This is a genomic window from Streptomyces sp. VTCC 41912 (assembly GCF_045799175.1).
GTDB lineage: Bacteria > Actinomycetota > Actinomycetes > Streptomycetales > Streptomycetaceae > Streptomyces > Streptomyces albulus_C.
Genome location: NZ_JBJMAB010000001.1, coordinates 631,000 through 649,713 on the forward strand (window position 1 = coordinate 631,000; position 18,714 = coordinate 649,713).

Sequence of the window (18,714 nt, forward strand, 5' to 3'; positions counted from 1 at the left end):
GCACGCCAGTCAGCAGCAGGCGGTGTCCCCCGGGCGAGCAACTCACTCCCCACCCGCACGGGAGGAACCGTGACCGGAACCATCCCCTTCCCTCAAGACCGCACTTGTCCCTACCACCCGCCGACGAACTACCGGCCGCTGCGCGAATCCGGTCCGCTCTCGCACGTCAGCTTCTACAACGGCCGCAAGGTCTGGGCGGTGACCGGGCACGCCGAGGCGCGGACGCTGCTGGTCGACCCCCGCCTGTCGTCCGACCGGCAGAACCCGGCCTTCCCCATCCCGGTCGAGCGGTTCGAGGCCGTCCGGCGGGTGCGCACCCCCTTGATCGGCGTGGACGATCCCGAGCACAACACTCAGCGCCGCATGCTGATCCCCAGCTTCAGCGTCAAACGGACCGCCGCGCTCCGACCGCAGATCCAACAGATCGTGGACGGCCTCCTGGACCGGATGCTGGAGCAGGGCCCACCCGCCGAGTTGGTCTCCGCGTTCGCGCTCCCGGTCCCGTCGATGGTGATCTGCTCGCTGCTCGGCGTCCCGTACGCGGACCACGAGTTCTTCGAGGGCCGGTCGCGCCGCATCCTCCGCGGAGGCACGGCCGAGGAGAGCGAGCAGGCCCGACGCGAGTTGGAGGGATACCTCGCGGATCTGATGGCCCGCAAGGAGACGGATCCGGGTGACGGACTGCTCGACGAGCTGATCGCCGAGCAGCTCCGGGCCGGCACGCTCCAACACCAGGAACTGGTCCGGCTGGCCATGGTCCTGCTGGTCGCCGGGCACGAGACCACCGCCAACATGATCTCCCTCGGCACCTTCGCCCTCCTCGAACACCCCGACCAGTTGGCCCAGTTGAGGTCCGACGAGAGCCTGATACCGGGAGCGGTCGAGGAGTTGCTGCGGTTCCTGTCCATAGCCGACGGCATGCTGCGGGTCGCGACCGCCGACATCGAGATCGCCGGGCACACCATCCGCACCGGCGACGGCGTGGTGTTCTCCACCTCCCTGATCAACCGCGACGCGACGGCCTACCCGTCACCGGACGAACTCCACGTCGACCGTTCGGCCCGCCACCACGTCGCGTTCGGCTTCGGCATCCACCAGTGCCTGGGCCAGAATCTGGCCCGCGCCGAGTTGGAGATCGCGCTACGCTCGCTGTTCCGGCGAGTGCCCGACCTGCGACTCGCCGTGCCGGCTGCCGAAATTCCCTTCAAGCCGGGGGAAACTCTCCAAGGAATGATCGAACTGCCGCTGATCTGGTAGCGCCGTTCGGCCCACCGCACGCGGCACGCCAAGGAAAGGGCTCCAAAGATGCGGATCACCATCGACACCGGCGTCTGTATCGGTTCCGGTCAGTGCGCACTGACCGCCCCGTCGGTGTTCACCCAGGACGACGACGGGTTCAGCGCCCTGCTGCCGGGCCGGGAGGACGGCGGGGGCGACCCCCTGGTGCGCGAAGCCGCCCGCGCCTGCCCCGTACAGGCCATCGAGGTCACGGAGGACTGACGCCGACGGACCGCCCCGCACCGGCACCCGCCCCGAGCGGTCGCCGGTGCGGACGCCCGACGCCCGGCCGGCCACCGGCATCGGGTGTCGCGGCGCGCACCTCACCTGGCCCTGCCGCCCCCCCGTCGCGGCAGCCATCCGCCCGCTACGGCACGGCTCCCTGGGTGACGGGCAGTTCGAGGACACCGGCGTCCCCGGGCGCGCTGGTGACCGTCACGCGCTTCACGCCGCGATTGCCCACATAGGCCGAGTCGCTCGCGGCGATCACCAGCCGCAACCGGTGTCCCGGCTGATAGCGGTGCACGATGCCCGGGAGCTCCACGGTGAACTCCCGGGTCACGTCGGGCACCCGGGCCGGGGCCACCAACCGGTGCACCAGCGTCTTGTGGCCGTCCGGCGCGACGTCGTAGAGCTTCGCGAAGAGCACCAGCTTGTCCGCCGCGTCGGAGGAGTTCTGCACCTGCTCGGCCTGCGGCGAGACGACCTTCAGCGTCAGCTTCGGGGCCCCCACGACGTCCAACGGCCCGCCGGTCACCGGCTCCGAGGTCCAGTCCAGGTAGGTGCCCTTGATGTCGTAGGGGGCCGGGTCGGGGAGCCCGAGCATGCCGGACAGGGAGTTCTCCGAGTGACTGGTGGGGACCCGCAGGTTGCGGTAGTCGCGGCTTCCGCGGGCCACCTTGGCACGGTCGTCGACGAGCTTGCCGTCCCCGGACAGGTACAGCCGGCGGTCGTCACCCGCCGGGAAGTCTGACGAGGAGGCGTAGGTGGGACCGCTGCTCACCCAGTCCCGGTAGTACGCGAAGGCCGGTCCGGTGCTCGTGGCCGTCCGGTGCCGGAGGTAGCGGTCGAACCAGGCGAGGATCCGCCGACCCACGTAGCTGGTGTCCAGATTCCCCTTGCCCAGGTCGAGTTCGCCCGGCGCCGGGTCCTTCATCCCGCCGCTGTGGCCCCAGGACTGCCAGATCATCTTGACGGGCGTGCCCTGGGCGGCGAGCGTCCGGTACGTGGCCGCGGCCTCGTTGAGGTTGAAGAGGGTGTCGGCCTGGCCCTGGACGAGCAGGGTGGGCGCCTTGACGGATTTCAGGTAGGAGACCGGGGAGACGCTGCGGGCGTAGGCGAGCATCGTCCGGGTCTCGTCGGCCGGGTAGGCGCGCGAGTCCAGCAGCCGCTTGGTGCGGCAGGCTGGCGCGACGAAGTGCAGGCACCAGGCGCCGCCGGCCCGCGACGAGTCCAGCCCCGGGTGGAGCAGCCCCTGCGCCTCCCCGATGAGGAAGAACCCGTTCGTCCACTGGTACTTGTACGCACCGGGTACCGGACCGCTGACGCCGTCCGTGCGAGCGGCGTTGTTCGGGTCGAGGGAGTAGGACAGGTCGTTCCAGGTGATCAGCGGGACCAGTGCGTCGACGCGGTGGTCGACCGCGGCGGTGGCCATCTGGATCGCGCCGCCGTACGACCCGCCGATCATGCCGACCCGGGGATCGCCGGGGCGGTCCTTGGCGACGAAGTCGATGCGGGTGCCGTCGTCGGCGGTGCGCGTCCCGGCCAACAGGTCGATGAGCTGGCTCGCGGCCTTGCCGTCGATCTGGGGGTCGTCGAGGGAGATCGGGCAGCCGGTCTTGCCGAATCCGAGGCCGGAGTAGGCGAGCGCGACGTAGCCGCGGTCGGCGAACGCCCGGGCGGTGGCGTTGGTCGAGCCGTCCGCCTTGCTGCCGCCGAAGCCGTTGGTGGTCAGCACGGCCGGCGCCGGGTGCGCGGCGTTGACGCCCGTCGGGCGGTAGAGGTCCGCGTCCACCGCGCACAGGCGGTCGCCCGCCCGCATGGTGACCTTCAACGCGGTGACCGTGTACGGCTCGGCGGCGTCCCCCGCAGCGGCGGCCGGGGCGCTCAGGACGAGAGGGGCGGTGAGGGCGGTGCCGGTCAGCAGGGCGAGGGACATGCGGAGCACGGGGCGGGACACGACTCGGGACACGCTGGGCACGCAGACCTCCAGAAGGACACGTCGTACCAACCAGTCGGTAACGGCGCGCTCATGTTGTGACACGAGTAACGGACATGTCAACGCTCGTGACGTGCGCCGGTGATAGGACGTCAGTTCATCGCATCTGGGCGGGAAATGGGCCGATGGCACGCCCTTTGCCGGGCTGCGGTGGGCGCGGATACGGCCACGAGACGCGCCGGTGCGCAGCGCCGGCCAGGGGCCTCGTTCTGACGCAACGTCACGGCGAGCCCCGGGGCGCGGGCGCACGGCGGACGGCCTTTGCCGGAGCCTCAGTCCACTCCCGCGCCGGCCGCGTGCCACACCGCACCTCGACGAGGCGGGTCCCTCCCCCGCCGACCTCACACGCCAGCGGCCCATGGCCGTCCCCGGCCGTCGGCTCCTCCGTGGCGGACGGTCCGGCGACCGAGCCGGCCGGCGCGTCGACGGCCGGCTCGGACCGCCGCACCCCCCGCAGAAGGTCGGTCAGCGGCTCCCCGGCACGCCCCGCAGGAAGTGGTCCAGGACCCGGACGCCGAAGTGCAGGCCCTCCACGGGCACCCGCTCGTCCACGCCGTGGAAGAGCGCCTGGTAGTCGAACCCCTCCGGCAGCCTCAGCGGCGAGAAGCCGTAGCCGACGATGCCGAGCCGGGAGAACTGCTTGGCGTCCGTGCCCCCGGACATGCAGTACGGCACGACGTGCCCGTCCGGGTCGAACCGCTCGATCGCGGCCCGCATCGCGGCGAACGACGGAGAGTCGACCGGGGCCTGGAGCGCCACCTCGCCGTGGTGGTAGTCCCAGCTGACGTCAGGCCCCGTGAGCGCGTCCATGGTCGTGCGGAACTCCGCCTCGCCTCCGGGGACGACCCGCCCGTCCACGTAGGCGGTGGCGGACCCCGGGATCACGTTGACCTTGTAGCCGGCGGTGAGCATCGTCGGGTTGGCGCTGTTGCGGACCGTCGGCTCGACCAGCTTGGCGGCCGGGCCGAGCTTCGCCATGAGGGCGTCGACGTCGAAGTCGGGGCGCTCGAGGGCGACGTCGATGTCGTGCAGCGCGGCGAGCTCGCGCAGCGCCGCCCGGACGGTGGGGGTGAGCCGCACCGGCCACTCGTGCGCACCGATCCGGGACACCGCGTCGGCCAGCCGGCTGACCGCGTTGTCGCGGTTGACCTTCGAGCCGTGGCCGGCCCGGCCCCGGGCCGTCAGCTTCAGCCAGGCGGTGCCCCGTTCCCCCGCCGCGATCGGGTAGATCCGCATTCCGCCGCCGGCGTGGAACGTGAAGGCGCCCGATTCGCTGATGCCTTCGGTGCAGCCTTCGAAGAGGTCGGCGTGGTGGTCGGCGAGGAATCCCGAGCCGTCCTCGGCGCTGGCCTCCTCGTCGGCGGTGAAGGCCAGGACGACGTCCCGCCGGGGCCGCACACCGCTGCGGGCCCACTGCCGGACGGTGGCGAGCATCATCGCGTCCATGTTCTTCATGTCGATGGCGCCGCGGCCCCAGACCACACCGTCGCGGACCTCCCCGGAGAAGGGGGGGACCTGCCAGTCGGCGGGCTCGGCCGGGACCACGTCGAGGTGCCCGTGCACCAGGAGCGCGTCCGCGGACGGGTCGCTGCCCTCGATGCGGGCGACGACGTTGGTGCGTCCCGGGGTGCGCTCCGCCAGGACCGGCTCGATGCCCACCTCGGCAAGCCGCTCGGCGACGTACTCCGCCGCCGGGCGCTCCCGGCAGGTGCCGTCCCCGGTATTGCTGGTGTCGATGCGGATCAGGTCCGAGGTGAACCGCACCACCTCGTCCAGCGCCTGCTGATCGACCGTCTCGGCGTCCCGGTCGGACGCGTCCTGTGCCCATTGGATCTCAGCCATATTGTTCCTCCACGGCGGACGAGACGACCGTGGTGACCGCCTTGAAACACCGGATGGCTTCGTACGTTTCCTGACTGGTATACGTCACCCGGCGCTCGCCGCAGCGCTCCACGCCGGGCACGCATGTCGCGGCCCCCACCAGATGCTCGGCGTCGAACTCCAACTCGAACCGGAACGGGCCGCCCCGGACCGGGTCATGACGCACCGCGAGCGCCGCGCCCTTGCAGGCCGCGGCCCGGATGTCGGCCGCCGTGCGGGCCGGCGGACGGCACACCGCCGCGTAGCGCGAGACGTAGTCCTTGACCGCCACGCCGGGCGCCTGCGGGGCGTACCCCTGCGCGTCGACGCACGTCCGGTCGTCGCCCGTCACCAGCACCACGGGCACCCCGTACTCGGCCACGACGAGGGAGTTGAGATGCCCCTCGCTGGCGCGTGTCCCGTTGACCCAGACGCCGGTGAGGGTGTTGGCCAGATAGGTGTGCGCCAGCACGCCTTCCGTCCCGGCACCGGTGTGGTAGCCGACGAAGGCGATGCCGTCGACGTCTGCGCGCTGCACGCCCTCGACCATGCTCAGGGCCTTGTGGCGGCCCGTCAGCATCTCGGCGCGCTCGTCGAGCTGCTCCAGCAGCAGGTTGCGCATCGTCCAGTGGGCCTCGTTGACGAGCACCTCGTCCGCTCCGCCGTCGAAGAAGCCGGCGATGGCGGCGTTCACGTCGGAGGTGAACATGTGGCGGCAGCGCTCCCACTGCGGCGTACCCGGCAGCACGTCCGCGGGCCACGTCACGCCCGTGGCTCCCTCCATGTCCGCGGAGATCAGGATCTTCACGTCTATCAGTCCCATCGCAGGTGAGAGGGCATGTGCCCGATCCTTGACTGATCACGTTACGCGGGGCACAACCCGCCGACCAGGGCTGTGGATAACTCCGGAGGTCCAGACCACTGAAGATCATCCGGGCGGCGGGGCGGGGGCGGCCGGCCGTGCGCGTTCGCGTGGGCGCGGCCACGGGCGGCCCACCGGCCGTCCATACCCGCCCACCCCCCGAACGGGGGGGTGGGCGGAGGGGAAAAAACCAACGCGGAGGCACACGCCAGGAAGCGGGTCACCGCCACCGCCACCGCCACCGCCACCGCCACCGGCCGACTAAGCCACCCGACTAAGCCGCCCGTCCCCTCACCCCAGGTCCTCCTGGCAGCGTTCCAACCATGCGAGATCGGCCCGGATGTGCAACATCGCGCCCTCTATCAGCAGGTGCGCGACCCGGTTGTCGCGGTCTTCCGCGGCGGCCAGGCGGGACAGTTCGCGCATGCTCTTGAGGTAGTGCCGACGCTGGCGGTCGATCAGGGCGACCCGGCTGGTGGCCCCGGCGCGGGAGGCCAGTGCCAGCTTCATGAAGAACTCGTCGCGGACCCGCGGTTCGACGGTGGCGTCCTCGAACCACGCCTCCACCGCCTCGCGGCCGGCCGCGGTGATCCGGTAGGTCCGCTTGTTCGGCCGGTCCGACTGTTCGACGTCCTCGCCCTCGATGAGGCCCGTCTTCTCCAACCGGCCCAGGGTCACGTAGATCTGGCCGACGTTCGGCCGGGGGTAGGCCGCACCCAGGAGCGCCTCCAGGGCCTGTTTGAGTTCGTATCCGTGCGCGGGTCCGTTGACCAGCAGTGCCAGGAGTGGCAGTCGCACGCTCTCCCTCTCCTTGAGCCCTCGACGCCCGTTGCCCGTAGTCGTAGTCGTAGTCGTAGTCGTAGTCGTCAAACGTTGCCCGGTCCCCGTCGCCCGGGGCGCGGCGTCCGCCCCTCGGCGCGCCCCGCCCGCCCCGTTACCCGCATCGGCGTGCACGACAACGCCTGCTGCCGCAACGGCGGTTGCCGAAGCGACCGTCCGGTCCGGAGCGGGCCCGGCCGGTGACCGTCCCGCCCCTGAGGGCTTCCTCCGGAAGTCTTGTCCCCAAGTCCTCACACGGAGGCCGTTCCTGCGGAGGGCGCGCAGCTCCCTCCACAACGGCTAACAGGTATACCGGAAGGCGGTATCGGGGCCGACGCCAGGTGGCGACCGCACCACGTTCCGTGAGGTGAGCCCCTACGGTCCGCACTCATGTAGCTACTCCCTACTCGCCTACAGGGCAAGGGAGTTGAGGATCGCGTGGGCATCCGCCGGATGACATTCCAGACGGGATCGAGACGCAGTACCCCACAAATCCGGGCACGTACCGTTCGACTTTCGACATTCAGTTGACACCGAAAAGATGCGGCTACCTAACATGCATGCATAACAGCAACTCGCAAGCCGCCGCGCCGACTTGCACCGTAAGAAGTGGATCCGGCAGATGCTCACAGCCACCGCAGATCGCGGCCTTCCGACCCCCGCCCAGGACACGGCCCAGCGCTGGTGGCGCGATGCGGTCATCTACCAGGTCTACGTCCGCAGCTTCCGCGACACCACCGGAGACGGTACCGGAGACCTGGCCGGCGTCCGGGAGGGGTTGCCGTACCTCAAGAAGCTCGGCGTGGACGGGATCTGGCTCAGCCCGTTCTTCCCGTCCCCGCAGCACGACCACGGCTACGACGTGGCGGACTACCGCGACGTCGACCCCGTCTACGGCGACCTCAACGAGTTCGACCGGCTGATGGCCGACGCCCACCGCCTCGGCCTGAAGGTGCTGCTGGACATCGTCCCGAACCACTGCTCCAGCGAACACCCCTGGTTCCGCTCGGCGTTGGAGGAGGGGCCCGGCGGGCCGTCGCGGGCGCTCTTCCACTTCGCGGACGGGCGCGGGGAGCACGGCGAACTGCCGCCCAACAACTGGCGGGCGATGTTCGGCGGCCCCGCCTGGTCCCGCACCATCGAGGAGGACGGCACCCCGGGGCAGTGGTACCTCCACATGTTCACCCCCGAGCAGCCCGACCTCAACTGGCGCAACCCCGACGTGGCGGCCGACTTCGACAAGGTGCTGCGCTTCTGGTTGGACCGCGGCGTGGACGGCTTCCGCATCGACGTGGCGGCGGGGCTCTTCAAGCACCCCGAGCTCCCCGACTCCCCCGACCCGGAGGCCGACGAGCGCACCCGCGACTCGGTCAACCCGCTGGCCTGGAACCAACCCGAGGTGCACCAGGTGTGGCGCGAGTGGCGGGCGCTGTGCGAGGAGTACACCGCCCGGGACGGCCACGACCGGCTGCTCGTGGGCGAGGTCTCGGTGCGCACCCCGGGCGAGCAGGCCGCCTACGTGCGGCCCGACGAGCTCCACCAGGCGTTCTTCTTCCACCTGTTGACCGCGCGCTGGGACGTCGACCTCTTCCGCAAGGTGATCTCCGAGGCGCTGACCGACATCGCGGACACCGGTTCCACCGTCACCTGGGTGCTCAACAACCACGACCAGGTGCGCACCGTCACCCGCTACGCCGGCGAAGCGGGCACCCCGGCGGGCGCGTCGGGCCCGGCCCGGGCGCGCGCCGCGGCGCTGCTGATGCTGGCCCTGCCCGGCGCCGCGTACGTCTACCAGGGCGAGGAGTTGGGCCTGCCCGAGGTCGACGACCTGCCGGACGACGTGCTCACCGACCCGATCTTCCACCGCACGGGCAGCCGGCAGCACATCCGCGACGGCTGCCGAGTGCCGCTGCCCTGGTCGGGGGAGGCCGCCCCGTACGGCTTCAGCGCGCCCGGGGCGGCGTCGACCTGGTTGCCGCAGCCGGCGTCGTTCGCGGCGCACACGGCGGAGGGGGCGGTGGCCGACACCGGATCCTTCTGGCATCTGTACCGCGAGGCGCTCCAGTTGCGCCGGGGCCTTCCCCAGTTGGGTGACGGCACGTTGCGCTGGCTGGAATCGCCGCCGCAGGTGCTGGCGTTCGTCCGCGGTGACGGTCTGGTCTGCGCGGTGAACTTCGGCACCGGGCCGGTGCCGGCGCCGGTGACCGGTGCACCCCTGCTGGCCAGCGGTGACTGTCCGGCCGGGACGCTGCCGGGGGCCACCGCCGCCTGGTGGATGGACCCGGTCCAGCCGTTGCTGCCGTAGACGGGCGGCGGTTCGCCGCGAGATCGGGGCGCATCGGGGCGGTGGTGTCGACCGGCGCCCCGATGGCGCGCAGGGGCCTGCGCGAAACGGCGTGCGCGGTGGCCTGTGGGAGCACGGGAAGGCGGCCGCCTCCGGCGATGCCGCGGTGGTCCGCCCGAGCCTGCGACGGCGCCCACGAGGGCGTCGGGGCGGGGCCGCGGGCCGAGCGGCGTTCCGGCCCGCCGGGCGCGATGACGCCAATGTCCGTTTGGCGCATATCACACCCGTCCGGTCTTTTCCCATCGGCCGATCGGCCCGCATTCTTGCGGGGTGCCCGCTACCAGGGCACGGTCGCCGCTTGATCGCCGTAGCCGGTGGGATACCGGGTGGGCTCCCCCAGGGATGCCAGGCGGGCGGCGCGCACAGTGGGACAGGACACCACGCCTATGCACGCATCACGCACCGCACGCCGCACGCGTCGCGGGCTGGCCGCCCTCGTGGCCGCCGGCGCCGCGCTCACGGCATGGAGCACGGCGAGCCCCGCCTCGGCGAGCACCGGCAGCGACACCGTGGGGGACGCCCGCGTCCTTTGCACCTCCGACCGGCCGGGCCTGGCCCCCGCCCTGTCCCACGACCTCGCCGATGCGCTCCAGGGCCGCCGGGGCACCTCGGCGGTCGCCCTCTACGACCGACCCTCCGGGACCAGCTGCGAGTTCCAGGCGGGCACGTCGTTCGACTCCGCGAGCGTCGTCAAGGTCACGGTCCTCGGGACGTTGCTGCGGCAGGCGGAGGAGGCGCACCGGACGTTGACGCCGCACGAGGTCGCGCTGACCACGGCCATGATCACGAAGTCGGACAACGCCTCGACCGACGCGCTGTGGCACCAGGTCGGCAGGCCCGCGGTCCAGCACTTCCTGGACCTGGCCGGCATGCGGGACACCGTGCCCGGCCCCGGCGGCTCCTGGGGCCTCACCCAGATCACCGCCGCCGACCAACTCACCCTGCTGCGGCTGCTGACGACGGACAACGCGGTGCTGGGCACGGCGTCCCGCGCCTACGCCCTCGACCTGATGCAGAAGGTCGTCCCCGAGCAGCGCTGGGGCGTGCCCGCGGGCGCGCCGGCGTCGGCGACCGCGCACCTCAAGAACGGCTGGCTGTCGCGCTCCCACCAGGGCTGGCGGGTGCACAGCGTCGGCGTGTTCCGCGGCAACGGCAACGACTACGGGATGGCCCTCCTCTCCACGGGCAGCGACACCATGGACTACGGGGTGGCCACGGTGGAGGCGGCCGCCAAGGTCATCCACCGGGACCTGGCGGGCGCCGCCGACCGCCAGGGGGCCACCGCCGACACCGCCCCCACGGAGGCGTCCGGCGCCTGAACGGATGACCCCGTGGCCGACCGGGATCGCCTCACCATCCCGTCGTCAACTTCGGGTTGACGACCCATGATCGTCAACCTATGGTTGACGCATGACAGAACCCGCTCGCATGACGCATCCCGTCCGCCTCGACGATCTGATCGAGGGCATCAAGAAGACCCACTCCGACGTGCTGGAGCAGCTCTCCGACGCCGTGATCGCCGCGGACCACCTCGGCGAGGTGGCCGACCACCTCATCGGGCACTTCGTGGACCAGGCCCGGCGCTCGGGCGCGTCCTGGACCGACATCGGCAAGAGCATGGGGGTCACCAAGCAGGCCGCACAGAAGCGCTTCGTCCCCAAGGCTTCGGGCGCGGGCTCGGACCTCAACCCCTCCCAGGGCTTCAGCCGCTTCACCGAACGAGCCCGGAACGTGGTGGTCGGGGCGCAGAACGAGGCCCACGCCGCCCGGAACGACGAGATCCGCCCCGAGCACCTCGTCCTCGGCCTGCTGCGCGAACCGGAGGCGCTCGCCGTGCGGGCGCTGGCGGACCAGGGCGTGACGCCCCAGGCCCTCCGCGAGGCCGCGACCGCGGCGCTACCGCCCGCGGCCGAGGAACTGCCCGCCCTCACCCCGTTCGACGCCCAGTCCCGCAAGGCGCTGGAACTCACCTACCGCGAGGCCCTGCGGCTGGGCCACAACTACATCGGCACCGAACACCTCCTGCTGGCCCTGTTGGAGCAGGAGAACGGCTCCGGTCCGCTCACCGACCTCGGCGTCGAGAAGGCCGCCGCCGAGGCGTTCATCGGCCAGGCACTGGCCGCGATCCTCGCCGCCCGCCAGCAGGGGGAGGAAGCCGAGGGGCGGTAGCGGAAGGCGATGCGGGGCGCGCCCGGCAGGGGCCGGGTGGGACCGGCGCGGGGTCGTGGGGCTCCGGTGCGTCGGGCTCGGGCGTCGGGGCCGCGGCGGCGGCGTCGGCGTCGGGCGGTCCGGCCGGCTCGTCCCGCTCGCTCAGGGTGGTCCCGCCCACGTCCCGCTCCCCTCGTCACGCTGCTGCGGCGCCCGTTTCTCGCGCTGGGCGACAACGGCGATCAAGCGAGGGGATGCGGGGCGAGGCGGGTGGTGTCGGGCGTCAAGTGCCGTGTCCGGGGCGCCTCTTGGGCTCCGATCAGGGGTTTCCGTCGGCGGGCCGTCCGGGAGGCCGGACGGCGCCGCGCGGGGGAAACCACTCGAACCGGTGAGTCTGCCGGCGCCGCGAACGGGTCAGGGGGCGACGCCCCCTCACTTCTCCATGTGGGCGGCGAGGTTGGCCAGGATCGCGTCGTAGATGCGGCCGAGCCCCTTGGGGGCGAAGGTCCGCTCGAAGAAGCCGCCGATGCCGCCGGCCCCCTGCCAGGTGGTGGTGACGACGACCTTGGCGCGGTTCTCCCCGGCCGGGGTGACGACCCAGGTGGTCACCATGGAGGAGTTGCGGTCCTTCTCCACCAGCTGGCCGTCGGTCGGCTCGTCGACCTCCAGCAGGCAGTCGCGCACCCGCTTGCTGGTGGCCTGGAGCTTCCAGTGGACGAGGGTGCCCTTGCCGTCGCCGCCCTCGCGGACCTCGTACTCGCTGAAGTGCTCGGGCAGCAGCTGCCGGCGCGTTCCGTTGTAGTCGGCGAGCGCGTCGAACACGTCCTCCGGGTCCGCCGCGATCTCCCGCTGCGTGGTGGCCTCTACCTGCCCCATGTGTGCCTTCCTCCAGTAGTCGGCTGCCGGACCTGAGTGCGCCGCCAACCTGCGGTGCGCCGCCAAGCCAACCACCACTGGGCAGCGCACCCAAATCCGGGTTGACAACCCGGAAGCGAACAGGTGTTCTAATATCGAGGTGGGGGCTCGGCAGGATCGCAACAGGAGGCCCGATGCGCTGGGACAATCTGGGAGAAAGCCCGTCCGCGCTGTTCGGCACGGATGTCGTCACCCGAACGGTGGACACCCCCGAATTCCGCGGCATCACCTTCCACGAGGTGCGCGCCCGCTCCCTCGTCAACCGCGTGCCGGGCGCCTCCCGGATGCCGTTCGAATGGACCGTGAACCCCTACCGCGGTTGCAGCCACGCCTGCGTCTACTGCTTCGCCCGCAAGACCCACGGCTACCTCGACCTGGACACCGGCCTCGACTTCGACTCCCAGATCGTGGTCAAGGTCAACGCGCCGGAGCTGCTGCGCCGGGAGCTGGCGGCGCCCCGGTGGCGCGGCGAGCACGTCGCGATGGGCACCAACGTCGACTGCTACCAGCGGGCGGAGGGACGGTATGCGCTGATGCCCGGCATCCTCGCGGCCCTGCGGGACCACGCCAACCCCTTCTCGATCCTCACCAAGGGCACCCTGGTCCTGCGCGACCTCGCCCTGCTGCGGCAGGCCGCCGAGGTCACCGACGTCGGCGTCTCGGTCTCCGTCGGGTTCCTGGACGAGGCGCTGTGGCGGACCGTCGAACCAGGCACGCCCGCGCCCGGGCGGCGGCTCGACGTGGTGCGCACGCTCGCCGCCCACGGCATCCCCTGCGGGGTCCTGATGGCCCCGGTGCTGCCGTTCCTGTCCGACGCGCCGGAGCAGTTGCGCGCCACGGTCCGGGCCGTCGCCGAGGCCGGCGCCGACTCGGTCACGCCGCTGGCGCTCCACCTGCGGCCCGGCGCCCGCGAGTGGTACCTGGCCTGGTTGGGCCGCCACCATCCACACCTGGTGCGCCGCTACGAGGAGTTGTACGCCGGCGGCTCGTACGCGCCCACCTGGTACCAGCGCCGGATCACCCGGCAGGTCCACGAGCTGGCGGCCGAGCACGGCCTCGGGCCGTTCCGAAGGGACCGGGCGCGCCGGCTGCCGCCGGAGCCCGCCACGCCGCCCGAACCGCGTCCCCAGGCAACGCAGTTGACGCTGCTCTGAGGGTGCGGCGGGGCGTCGAAGGGCCCGTGGTGCGGGCTCAGGGCCGGGCGGCCGCCGGGGGTGCTACGGCGTCCAGGGCGCGTGCCAGGCGGTCGCGGGCGGTCGCCTGGGCGGCGATCCGCCGGTCGATGACGGCGAGCCGCTCGCGGGCGATGCGCAGGCCCTCGGGCGAGGGCGGCGCGGTGGTCAGGTCGCCGTCCAGGCACGTCCGGAAGCAGGCGACGTCGGCGAGGGTGAGGCCGGCGTCCAGCAGGTGCCGGATGTTGCGGACGCGGACGGCGGCGCGCGCGTCGTAGAGCCGGTAGCCGTTGGCCGCCCGCTCCGAGGAGAGCAGGCCCTCGTCCTCGTACTTGCGCAGCGCCCGCGGCGAGACCCCGGTCAGGTCCGCCAGTTCTCCGATCCGCACCGGATCGCCTCCCCTCGTACGGGCCGGTCCGGCGCCGTGGACCGGCCGTGCGGCCGGAGGGCACGTACGCTACCGACTCCGGTCAGCCGACCACGGCGCCCCCGTCCACCGGGAGGACCACGCCCGTGACGAAGGCCGCGTGCGGGGCGGCCAGCGCGGTGATCGCCCAGGCCACCTCCTCCGCGCGGCCGATGCGGCCCATCGGGGTGTGCTCGATCTGCCAGGCACGCAGGGCTGCGCGGTGCTCCGGGGACCAGCCCTGGTGGTCCGCGATCGGGGTGTCGATCGCGCCGGGGGCCACGGCCACGACCCGGACGCCGCGCGGTGCCAGCTCCACCGCCCAGCTGCGGGTGAGCAGTTCCAGCCCGGACTTGGTGGCGGCGTAGACGGAGTTGCCCGGCCAGCCCCGTTGGCCGACCGAGGTGCTGAGGTTGACCACCACCCCGCCGGTGCGCTCCAGGTGGGGCACGGCCTCCTGGGTCAGCAGGACCGGCGCGAGGAGGTTGGTGGCCAGTTGGGGTGCCATGGACTCCTTGGTGTGGCTGCCGAGCGCGCCGTTGCCGACCACCGCGGCGTTGTTGACCAGGACGTCCAACCGGCCGTAGGCGTCGACGACGTGCCCGACGAGGGCCTCGGGCGCGCCGTCCGCGGTGATGTCGGCGGGGTAGGGGACGACCGCGCCGTCGGCGTCGGCCGCCGCGGCGGCGGTCTCGGCGAGCGGCTCGGGGCGGCGGCCGACGGCCACCACGTGCGCCCCCTGCGCCGCGAACGCGCGGGCCGTGGCCCGGCCGATGCCGGTACCGGCGCCGGTGATGACGACGACCCGGCGCGGGCCGTCGGACGGCTCCGGTGCGGGGTGCGAGACGGGTGGGTTCTGCGTGGGGCGCGGGATGGGTGGGTTCGATGTGGTCTCAAGAGGCGCGTGTGCCATGTCGGGAGTCTTCGACCCTGCCCTCAGGGGCAAGGTCAAACGCACTGTCCGGAGGGCTGCCGTCCGGTGTGAGAAATCCGGTTGACCGGTGTCCACGGTGGATTCGACGCTCGATGAAACGGACCGGACCGGGGAGGCGGACATGGCACGGGTCGAGGTGCGGGGGACGGATGGGGCTGGTGGGGGGAGGGCGGAGCAGCCGCTGTCGGAAGTGTGCGTACGCGAGATGGCGGAGGCCGATATCGACGCGGTCTCGGCGGTGCGGGTGCGCGGCTGGCAGGCGGCGTACCCGGGGCTGATGCCGCAGGCGTATCTGGACGCGATGGATGTGGCGCAGGACGCCGCGCGGCGACGGGAGTGGTTCGCGCGCCGCCGCCCCGCGGTGTGGGAGCTGGTGGCGGAGCGGGCCGGTCGGGTCGTCGGTTGGTCGGCCGCCGGCCCCGCCCGGGACGCCGACCTCGCCCGGGACGACGGGAGCCCCACGGACGGTGAACCCGTGCCGGACGAACGGGAGTTGCCGGCCGTCCGGCGTCCCGCGGCCGAGCTGCTGGCCCTGTACGTGGCGCCCGAGCTCCTGGGGACGGGCGTCGGCCGGGCCCTGTTGGACGCCGGCACGCTCCGGGCGCGGTCCCTCGGGTACGGCGCGCTGTACCTGTGGGTGGTCCGCGGCAACGCCCGGGCCCAACGCTTCTACGAGCGGGCCGGATTCGTCCCGGACGGGGCCGAGGAGGCGTCCGACGTGGGCGGGCGGCGCGTCCCTGAGCTGCGCTACCGGCGGCCGCTGCGGTAGGCCGGTGGGCCGGCGCGGGGCCTTCAGGCCGGCGGGCCGGCGCCCACGCCGGGCGGGTCCTCGTGGACGCCGAGGCGGGCCAGCGACGCCGACGCGGCCGCGGCGAGCCGGGAGTGGCCGGCGGCCGCCCGCAGCGCCGGCACCGCCCGCTTGTCACCGAGTGCCCCCAGGCCCTCGACGCAGGCCAGCGCCACCCGCCAGTACGGGTTGTGCGGGGTCAGCAGCCGTTCCAGGGTGGCGATCAGGGCGGGGACGGACTGCGGTGCGCGGAGTTCGGCGAGCAGTCGGACGGGGTGCAGCGCGTAGGCGGTGCGCAGCGGGTTGGTGGCGAGGGCGGCCGCGGCGCGGGCGGTGCGCGGGTCGCCGAGCTTGCCCAGGGCGTGCGCGGCCGTGGCGCAGCGGACCGGTTCGCGGTAGTTGAGCAGCAGGACCAGGGTCTCGAAGGCGCGCTTGTCGCCGGCGCAGCCGAGGATGAAGGCGGCGATCTCCCGGGCCCACAGGGGGCGTTCCACCGCGATGAGCATCCGGGCCAGTTCCTCCCGGCCCGCCGGGGTGTTCTTGCGGGCCAGGCCCAGCAGCCGTTCGTAGGCGACCAGGTCCTGCGGAGAGCGGAGTTCGGCCCGCACCCGGTCCGTCAACTCGTGGAATTCGTCTTCCATTTACTGCTCCCCTCCCTGCCGGCGACCCTGGTTCGCAGGGCGTGGCCGGCACCACAACCTAATGACCCGCATTACCCCTGGCGCTTCGGTTACCCACCGGTTAACCTGCTGGAACGAGCAGCACCCCTGCTCGGGCGGCCTGGTGACGCAGCCGCCGGAGTGTGACGTCGGTTCGGCACACCACACAGCACCACGCGTGCGCGGGCACCGCAGCCCCGCGCCGTGCACACCCTCACAGCACGCCCCTCACGGGGGAAGCGGTACGGCCTCGGGACAGGGCCCGCCGCGCTCCTCCACCACAGGCGCTGCTCGCAGTGCCGTGGCTTCCCGCGGCCCTTCCCGCCGGTCGGCCGCCCGATGCCGCAGCCCTGCCCGTGCGCCCCACCCCTCAGTCGTCACGTCCCCCGTTCCGGGGGAACACTTTCAGGAGTCTCGCGATGGGCCGTCAGTCCACCCCTGATCTCTCCACTGTCCCCTCTGCTGTCCCCTCTGCCGCACCCGCCGCGGCGCTCGCCACCATCGCCGTCGTCGGCCTGGGCACCATGGGCACCGGCATCGCCGACGTGCTGGCCCGGGCCGGCCGCGAGGTCATCGGCATCGACACCGACGAGGCGGCGGTGAAGCGGGCCCGGGCCGCCCTCGAAGCCTCCACCGCCCGCGCGGTGGCACGTGACCGGCTCACCGAACAGGAGCGGCAGGACGTGCTGTCCCGGTTCCGCACGTTCGGTGATCTCCAGGCCGCGCGCGACGCCGACCTGGTCATCGAGGTGGTGCCGGAGGACTACGACCTCAAGCGGGAGGTCTTCGCCACCCTGGACGGCGTCGTCCGCCCGGACGCCATCCTCGCCACCGGCACCAACGCGCTGTCGGTGACCCGGCTCGCGGCCGACTCGCAGCGCCCCGAGCGGGTGCTCGGCGTCCACTTCTTCAACCCGGCGCCGGCCATGAAGCTCGTCGAGGTGGTCTCCTCGGTGCTGACCGCGCCGACCGCGGTCGCCGCCGTCACCGACCTCGCCCGGGAGTTGGGCAAGGACCCGATCGCGGTGGGCGACCGCCCCGGGTTCGTCGCCGACGGCCTGCTCTTCGGGTACCTCAACCAGGCCGCCGCGATGTACGAGTCGAGGTACGCGACGCGGGAGGACATCGACGCGGCGATGCGGCTCGGCTGCGGGCTGCCGATGGGCCCGTTGGCGCTGCTCGACCTGATCGGCGTGGACACCGCCCGGACGGTCCTGGAGGCCATGTACGCCGAGTCCCGCGACCGGCTGCACGCGCCCGCACCGATCCTCGGTCAGCTCGCGGACGCCGGGCTGACCGGCCGCAAGGCGGGCCGCGGCTTCTACACCTACGAGGCGCCCGGCTCCGCGACCGTCGTGCCGGACGCCTGGACCCCGGGGGCCGGCGACGGCGCCGGAGCGCCGGTCGGCCGGCCGGTCCGCAGCGTGGGCGTGGCCGGTTCCGGGACGATGGCCAGCGGCATCGCGGAGGTCTTCGCCAAGGCCGGCTTCACGGTGGTGCTCGCCGCCCGCGGCCTGGAGAAGGCCGAACGGGCCAAGGACCGGATCGCCAGGTCGCTGGGCCGCTCCGTGGACAAGGGCCGGATGACCGCCGAGGCGCGCGACGCGGCGCTGGCGGCGATCACCCCGGCCGGTTCGCTGGACGCGTTCGCCGACGTCGACCTGGCGGTGGAGGCGGTGGCCGAGGACCTGGCCGTCAAGGAGCAGTTGTTCCGGACGCTGGACGCGGTCTGCAAGCCGGGCGCCGTGCTGGCCACCACCACCTCCTCGCTGCCGGTCGTCGCCTGCGCCCGCGCCACCTCGCGCCCGCAGGACGTCATCGGGATGCACTTCTTCAACCCGGCGCCGGCCATGAAGCTGGTCGAGGTGGTCCGTACCGTCCTGACCGACGACGCGGTGCACGCCACCGTGCGCGCGGTCTGCGCCGAGGTCCGCAAGCACCCGGTGGACTGCGGCGACCGGGCCGGTTTCATCGTCAACGCGCTGCTGTTCCCGTACCTGAACAACGCGGTCAAGATGGTCCAGGAGCACTACGCCTCGTTGGACGACATCGACGCCGCGATGAAGCTGGGCGGCGGCTACCCGATGGGCCCGTTCGAGCTCCTGGACGTGGTCGGGCTGGACGTCTCGCTCGCCATCGAGAAGGTGCTGCACGCCGCGTTCCGCGACCCGGGGCTGGCCCCGGCGCCCCTGCTGGAACACCTCGTCGCGGCGGGCTGCCTCGGCCGGAAGACCGGTCGCGGCTTCCGTGAGCACGCCCGGCGCTGACCCGCGGCGGCGCCCTCGGGCCCGAGGCGGCTGGGGCGGGCTGCT

The 18,714-nt window shown here is 72.7% G+C and carries 16 protein-coding genes; 8 read left to right on the plus strand and 8 right to left on the minus strand.

Going from position 1 to position 18,714, the window contains the following annotated elements; all coding sequences use genetic code 11:
• Positions 1–69 precede the first annotated feature (69 nt).
• Positions 70–1,257, plus strand: a complete 1,188-nt coding sequence (locus ACJ6WD_RS02890; protein ID WP_407615077.1) for a cytochrome P450 — start codon at positions 70–72, stop codon at positions 1,255–1,257.
• 48 nt (positions 1,258–1,305) lie between these two features.
• Positions 1,306–1,500: a ferredoxin gene (locus ACJ6WD_RS02895; protein WP_016573271.1), complete on the plus strand. Its 195-nt coding sequence runs from the start codon at positions 1,306–1,308 to the stop codon at positions 1,498–1,500.
• Between the two features lie 145 nt (positions 1,501–1,645).
• Here ACJ6WD_RS02895 and ACJ6WD_RS02900 read toward each other — a convergent pair whose 3' ends face one another.
• From ACJ6WD_RS02900 to ACJ6WD_RS02915, 4 genes are all read right to left on the minus strand, one after another.
• On the minus strand, positions 1,646–3,436 hold the full coding sequence (locus tag ACJ6WD_RS02900) for a CocE/NonD family hydrolase (protein ID WP_331249684.1): 1,791 nt from the start codon (positions 3,434–3,436) through the stop codon (positions 1,646–1,648).
• Between the two features lie 525 nt (positions 3,437–3,961).
• Positions 3,962–5,338, minus strand: coding sequence for a M20/M25/M40 family metallo-hydrolase (locus ACJ6WD_RS02905; protein WP_407615078.1), 1,377 nt, complete (start codon positions 5,336–5,338; stop codon positions 3,962–3,964).
• Positions 5,331–6,164, minus strand: coding sequence for a M55 family metallopeptidase (locus ACJ6WD_RS02910; protein ID WP_407615111.1), 834 nt, complete (start codon positions 6,162–6,164; stop codon positions 5,331–5,333). Before ACJ6WD_RS02910 ends, ACJ6WD_RS02905 begins: the two co-directional genes overlap by 8 nt.
• Positions 6,165–6,509: 345 nt before the next feature.
• Positions 6,510–7,016: a PadR family transcriptional regulator gene (locus ACJ6WD_RS02915; RefSeq protein WP_331249676.1), complete on the minus strand. Its 507-nt coding sequence runs from the start codon at positions 7,014–7,016 to the stop codon at positions 6,510–6,512.
• A gap of 643 nt (positions 7,017–7,659) precedes the next feature.
• On the opposite strand from ACJ6WD_RS02915, the gene ACJ6WD_RS02920 reads away from it, so the two are divergent.
• The 3 genes from ACJ6WD_RS02920 (at position 7,660) to ACJ6WD_RS02930 (ending at position 11,550) form a co-directional block, all read left to right on the plus strand.
• Positions 7,660–9,342, plus strand: coding sequence for a glycoside hydrolase family 13 protein (locus tag ACJ6WD_RS02920; protein WP_407615079.1), 1,683 nt, complete (start codon positions 7,660–7,662; stop codon positions 9,340–9,342).
• A 425-nt stretch (positions 9,343–9,767) separates the two neighbouring features.
• The gene (locus tag ACJ6WD_RS02925) at positions 9,768–10,700 is read left to right on the plus strand and encodes a serine hydrolase (protein WP_407615080.1); all 933 of its coding nucleotides are present in this window, start codon (positions 9,768–9,770) and stop codon (positions 10,698–10,700) included.
• Positions 10,701–10,791: 91 nt separating this feature from the next.
• Positions 10,792–11,550: a Clp protease N-terminal domain-containing protein gene (locus tag ACJ6WD_RS02930; RefSeq protein ID WP_407615081.1), complete on the plus strand. Its 759-nt coding sequence runs from the start codon at positions 10,792–10,794 to the stop codon at positions 11,548–11,550.
• 411 nt (positions 11,551–11,961) lie between these two features.
• Here ACJ6WD_RS02930 and ACJ6WD_RS02935 read toward each other — a convergent pair whose 3' ends face one another.
• Positions 11,962–12,405, minus strand: a complete 444-nt coding sequence (locus ACJ6WD_RS02935; protein WP_016576849.1) for an SRPBCC family protein — start codon at positions 12,403–12,405, stop codon at positions 11,962–11,964.
• A gap of 173 nt (positions 12,406–12,578) precedes the next feature.
• Here ACJ6WD_RS02935 and ACJ6WD_RS02940 point away from each other — a divergent pair, with 173 nt between their 5' ends.
• The gene (locus ACJ6WD_RS02940; RefSeq protein ID WP_233660619.1) at positions 12,579–13,598 is read left to right on the plus strand and encodes an Rv2578c family radical SAM protein; all 1,020 of its coding nucleotides are present in this window, start codon (positions 12,579–12,581) and stop codon (positions 13,596–13,598) included.
• A gap of 37 nt (positions 13,599–13,635) precedes the next feature.
• On the opposite strand, the gene ACJ6WD_RS02945 is transcribed toward ACJ6WD_RS02940, so the two are convergent.
• Complete coding sequence (locus ACJ6WD_RS02945) at positions 13,636–14,004, minus strand: MerR family transcriptional regulator (protein ID WP_407615082.1); 369 nt, start codon at positions 14,002–14,004, stop codon at positions 13,636–13,638.
• Positions 14,005–14,086: 82 nt separating this feature from the next.
• On the minus strand, positions 14,087–14,935 hold the full coding sequence (locus tag ACJ6WD_RS02950; RefSeq protein ID WP_376441649.1) for an SDR family NAD(P)-dependent oxidoreductase: 849 nt from the start codon (positions 14,933–14,935) through the stop codon (positions 14,087–14,089).
• Between the two features lie 226 nt (positions 14,936–15,161).
• Between ACJ6WD_RS02950 and ACJ6WD_RS02955 the strand changes: the two genes are divergently transcribed.
• A complete protein-coding gene (locus ACJ6WD_RS02955; RefSeq protein ID WP_376441652.1) occupies positions 15,162–15,725 on the plus strand; it encodes a GNAT family N-acetyltransferase in 564 nt (187 codons plus the stop codon).
• A gap of 23 nt (positions 15,726–15,748) precedes the next feature.
• Here ACJ6WD_RS02955 and ACJ6WD_RS02960 read toward each other — a convergent pair whose 3' ends face one another.
• Positions 15,749–16,384 (minus strand): HEAT repeat domain-containing protein, encoded by a 636-nt coding sequence (locus tag ACJ6WD_RS02960; RefSeq protein WP_233660623.1) that lies wholly within the window; start codon positions 16,382–16,384, stop codon positions 15,749–15,751.
• Positions 16,385–16,821: 437 nt separating this feature from the next.
• Between ACJ6WD_RS02960 and ACJ6WD_RS02965 the strand changes: the two genes are divergently transcribed.
• On the plus strand, positions 16,822–18,669 hold the full coding sequence (locus ACJ6WD_RS02965; RefSeq protein WP_407615083.1) for a 3-hydroxyacyl-CoA dehydrogenase family protein: 1,848 nt from the start codon (positions 16,822–16,824) through the stop codon (positions 18,667–18,669).
• The last annotated feature ends 45 nt before the right edge of the window (positions 18,670–18,714 follow it).

Excerpts from the sequence above, each read along its gene's own strand:
- ACJ6WD_RS02895 (WP_016573271.1), top strand. The coding sequence starts at position 1,306 with ATGCGGATCACCATCGACACCGGCGTCTGTATCGGTTCCGGTCAGTGC.
- ACJ6WD_RS02900 (WP_331249684.1), bottom strand. The coding sequence starts at position 3,436 with ATGTCCCTCGCCCTGCTGACCGGCACCGCCCTCACCGCCCCTCTCGTC.
- ACJ6WD_RS02905 (WP_407615078.1), bottom strand. The coding sequence starts at position 5,338 with ATGGCTGAGATCCAATGGGCACAGGACGCGTCCGACCGGGACGCCGAG.
- ACJ6WD_RS02920 (WP_407615079.1), top strand. The coding sequence starts at position 7,660 with ATGCTCACAGCCACCGCAGATCGCGGCCTTCCGACCCCCGCCCAGGAC.
- ACJ6WD_RS02925 (WP_407615080.1), top strand. The coding sequence starts at position 9,768 with ATGCACGCATCACGCACCGCACGCCGCACGCGTCGCGGGCTGGCCGCC.
- ACJ6WD_RS02930 (WP_407615081.1), top strand. The coding sequence starts at position 10,792 with ATGACAGAACCCGCTCGCATGACGCATCCCGTCCGCCTCGACGATCTG.
- ACJ6WD_RS02935 (WP_016576849.1), bottom strand. The coding sequence starts at position 12,405 with ATGGGGCAGGTAGAGGCCACCACGCAGCGGGAGATCGCGGCGGACCCG.
- ACJ6WD_RS02940 (WP_233660619.1), top strand. The coding sequence starts at position 12,579 with ATGCGCTGGGACAATCTGGGAGAAAGCCCGTCCGCGCTGTTCGGCACG.
- ACJ6WD_RS02950 (WP_376441649.1), bottom strand. The coding sequence starts at position 14,935 with ATGGCACACGCGCCTCTTGAGACCACATCGAACCCACCCATCCCGCGC.
- ACJ6WD_RS02955 (WP_376441652.1), top strand. The coding sequence starts at position 15,162 with ATGGCGGAGGCCGATATCGACGCGGTCTCGGCGGTGCGGGTGCGCGGC.
- ACJ6WD_RS02960 (WP_233660623.1), bottom strand. The coding sequence starts at position 16,384 with ATGGAAGACGAATTCCACGAGTTGACGGACCGGGTGCGGGCCGAACTC.
- ACJ6WD_RS02965 (WP_407615083.1), top strand. The coding sequence starts at position 16,822 with ATGGGCCGTCAGTCCACCCCTGATCTCTCCACTGTCCCCTCTGCTGTC.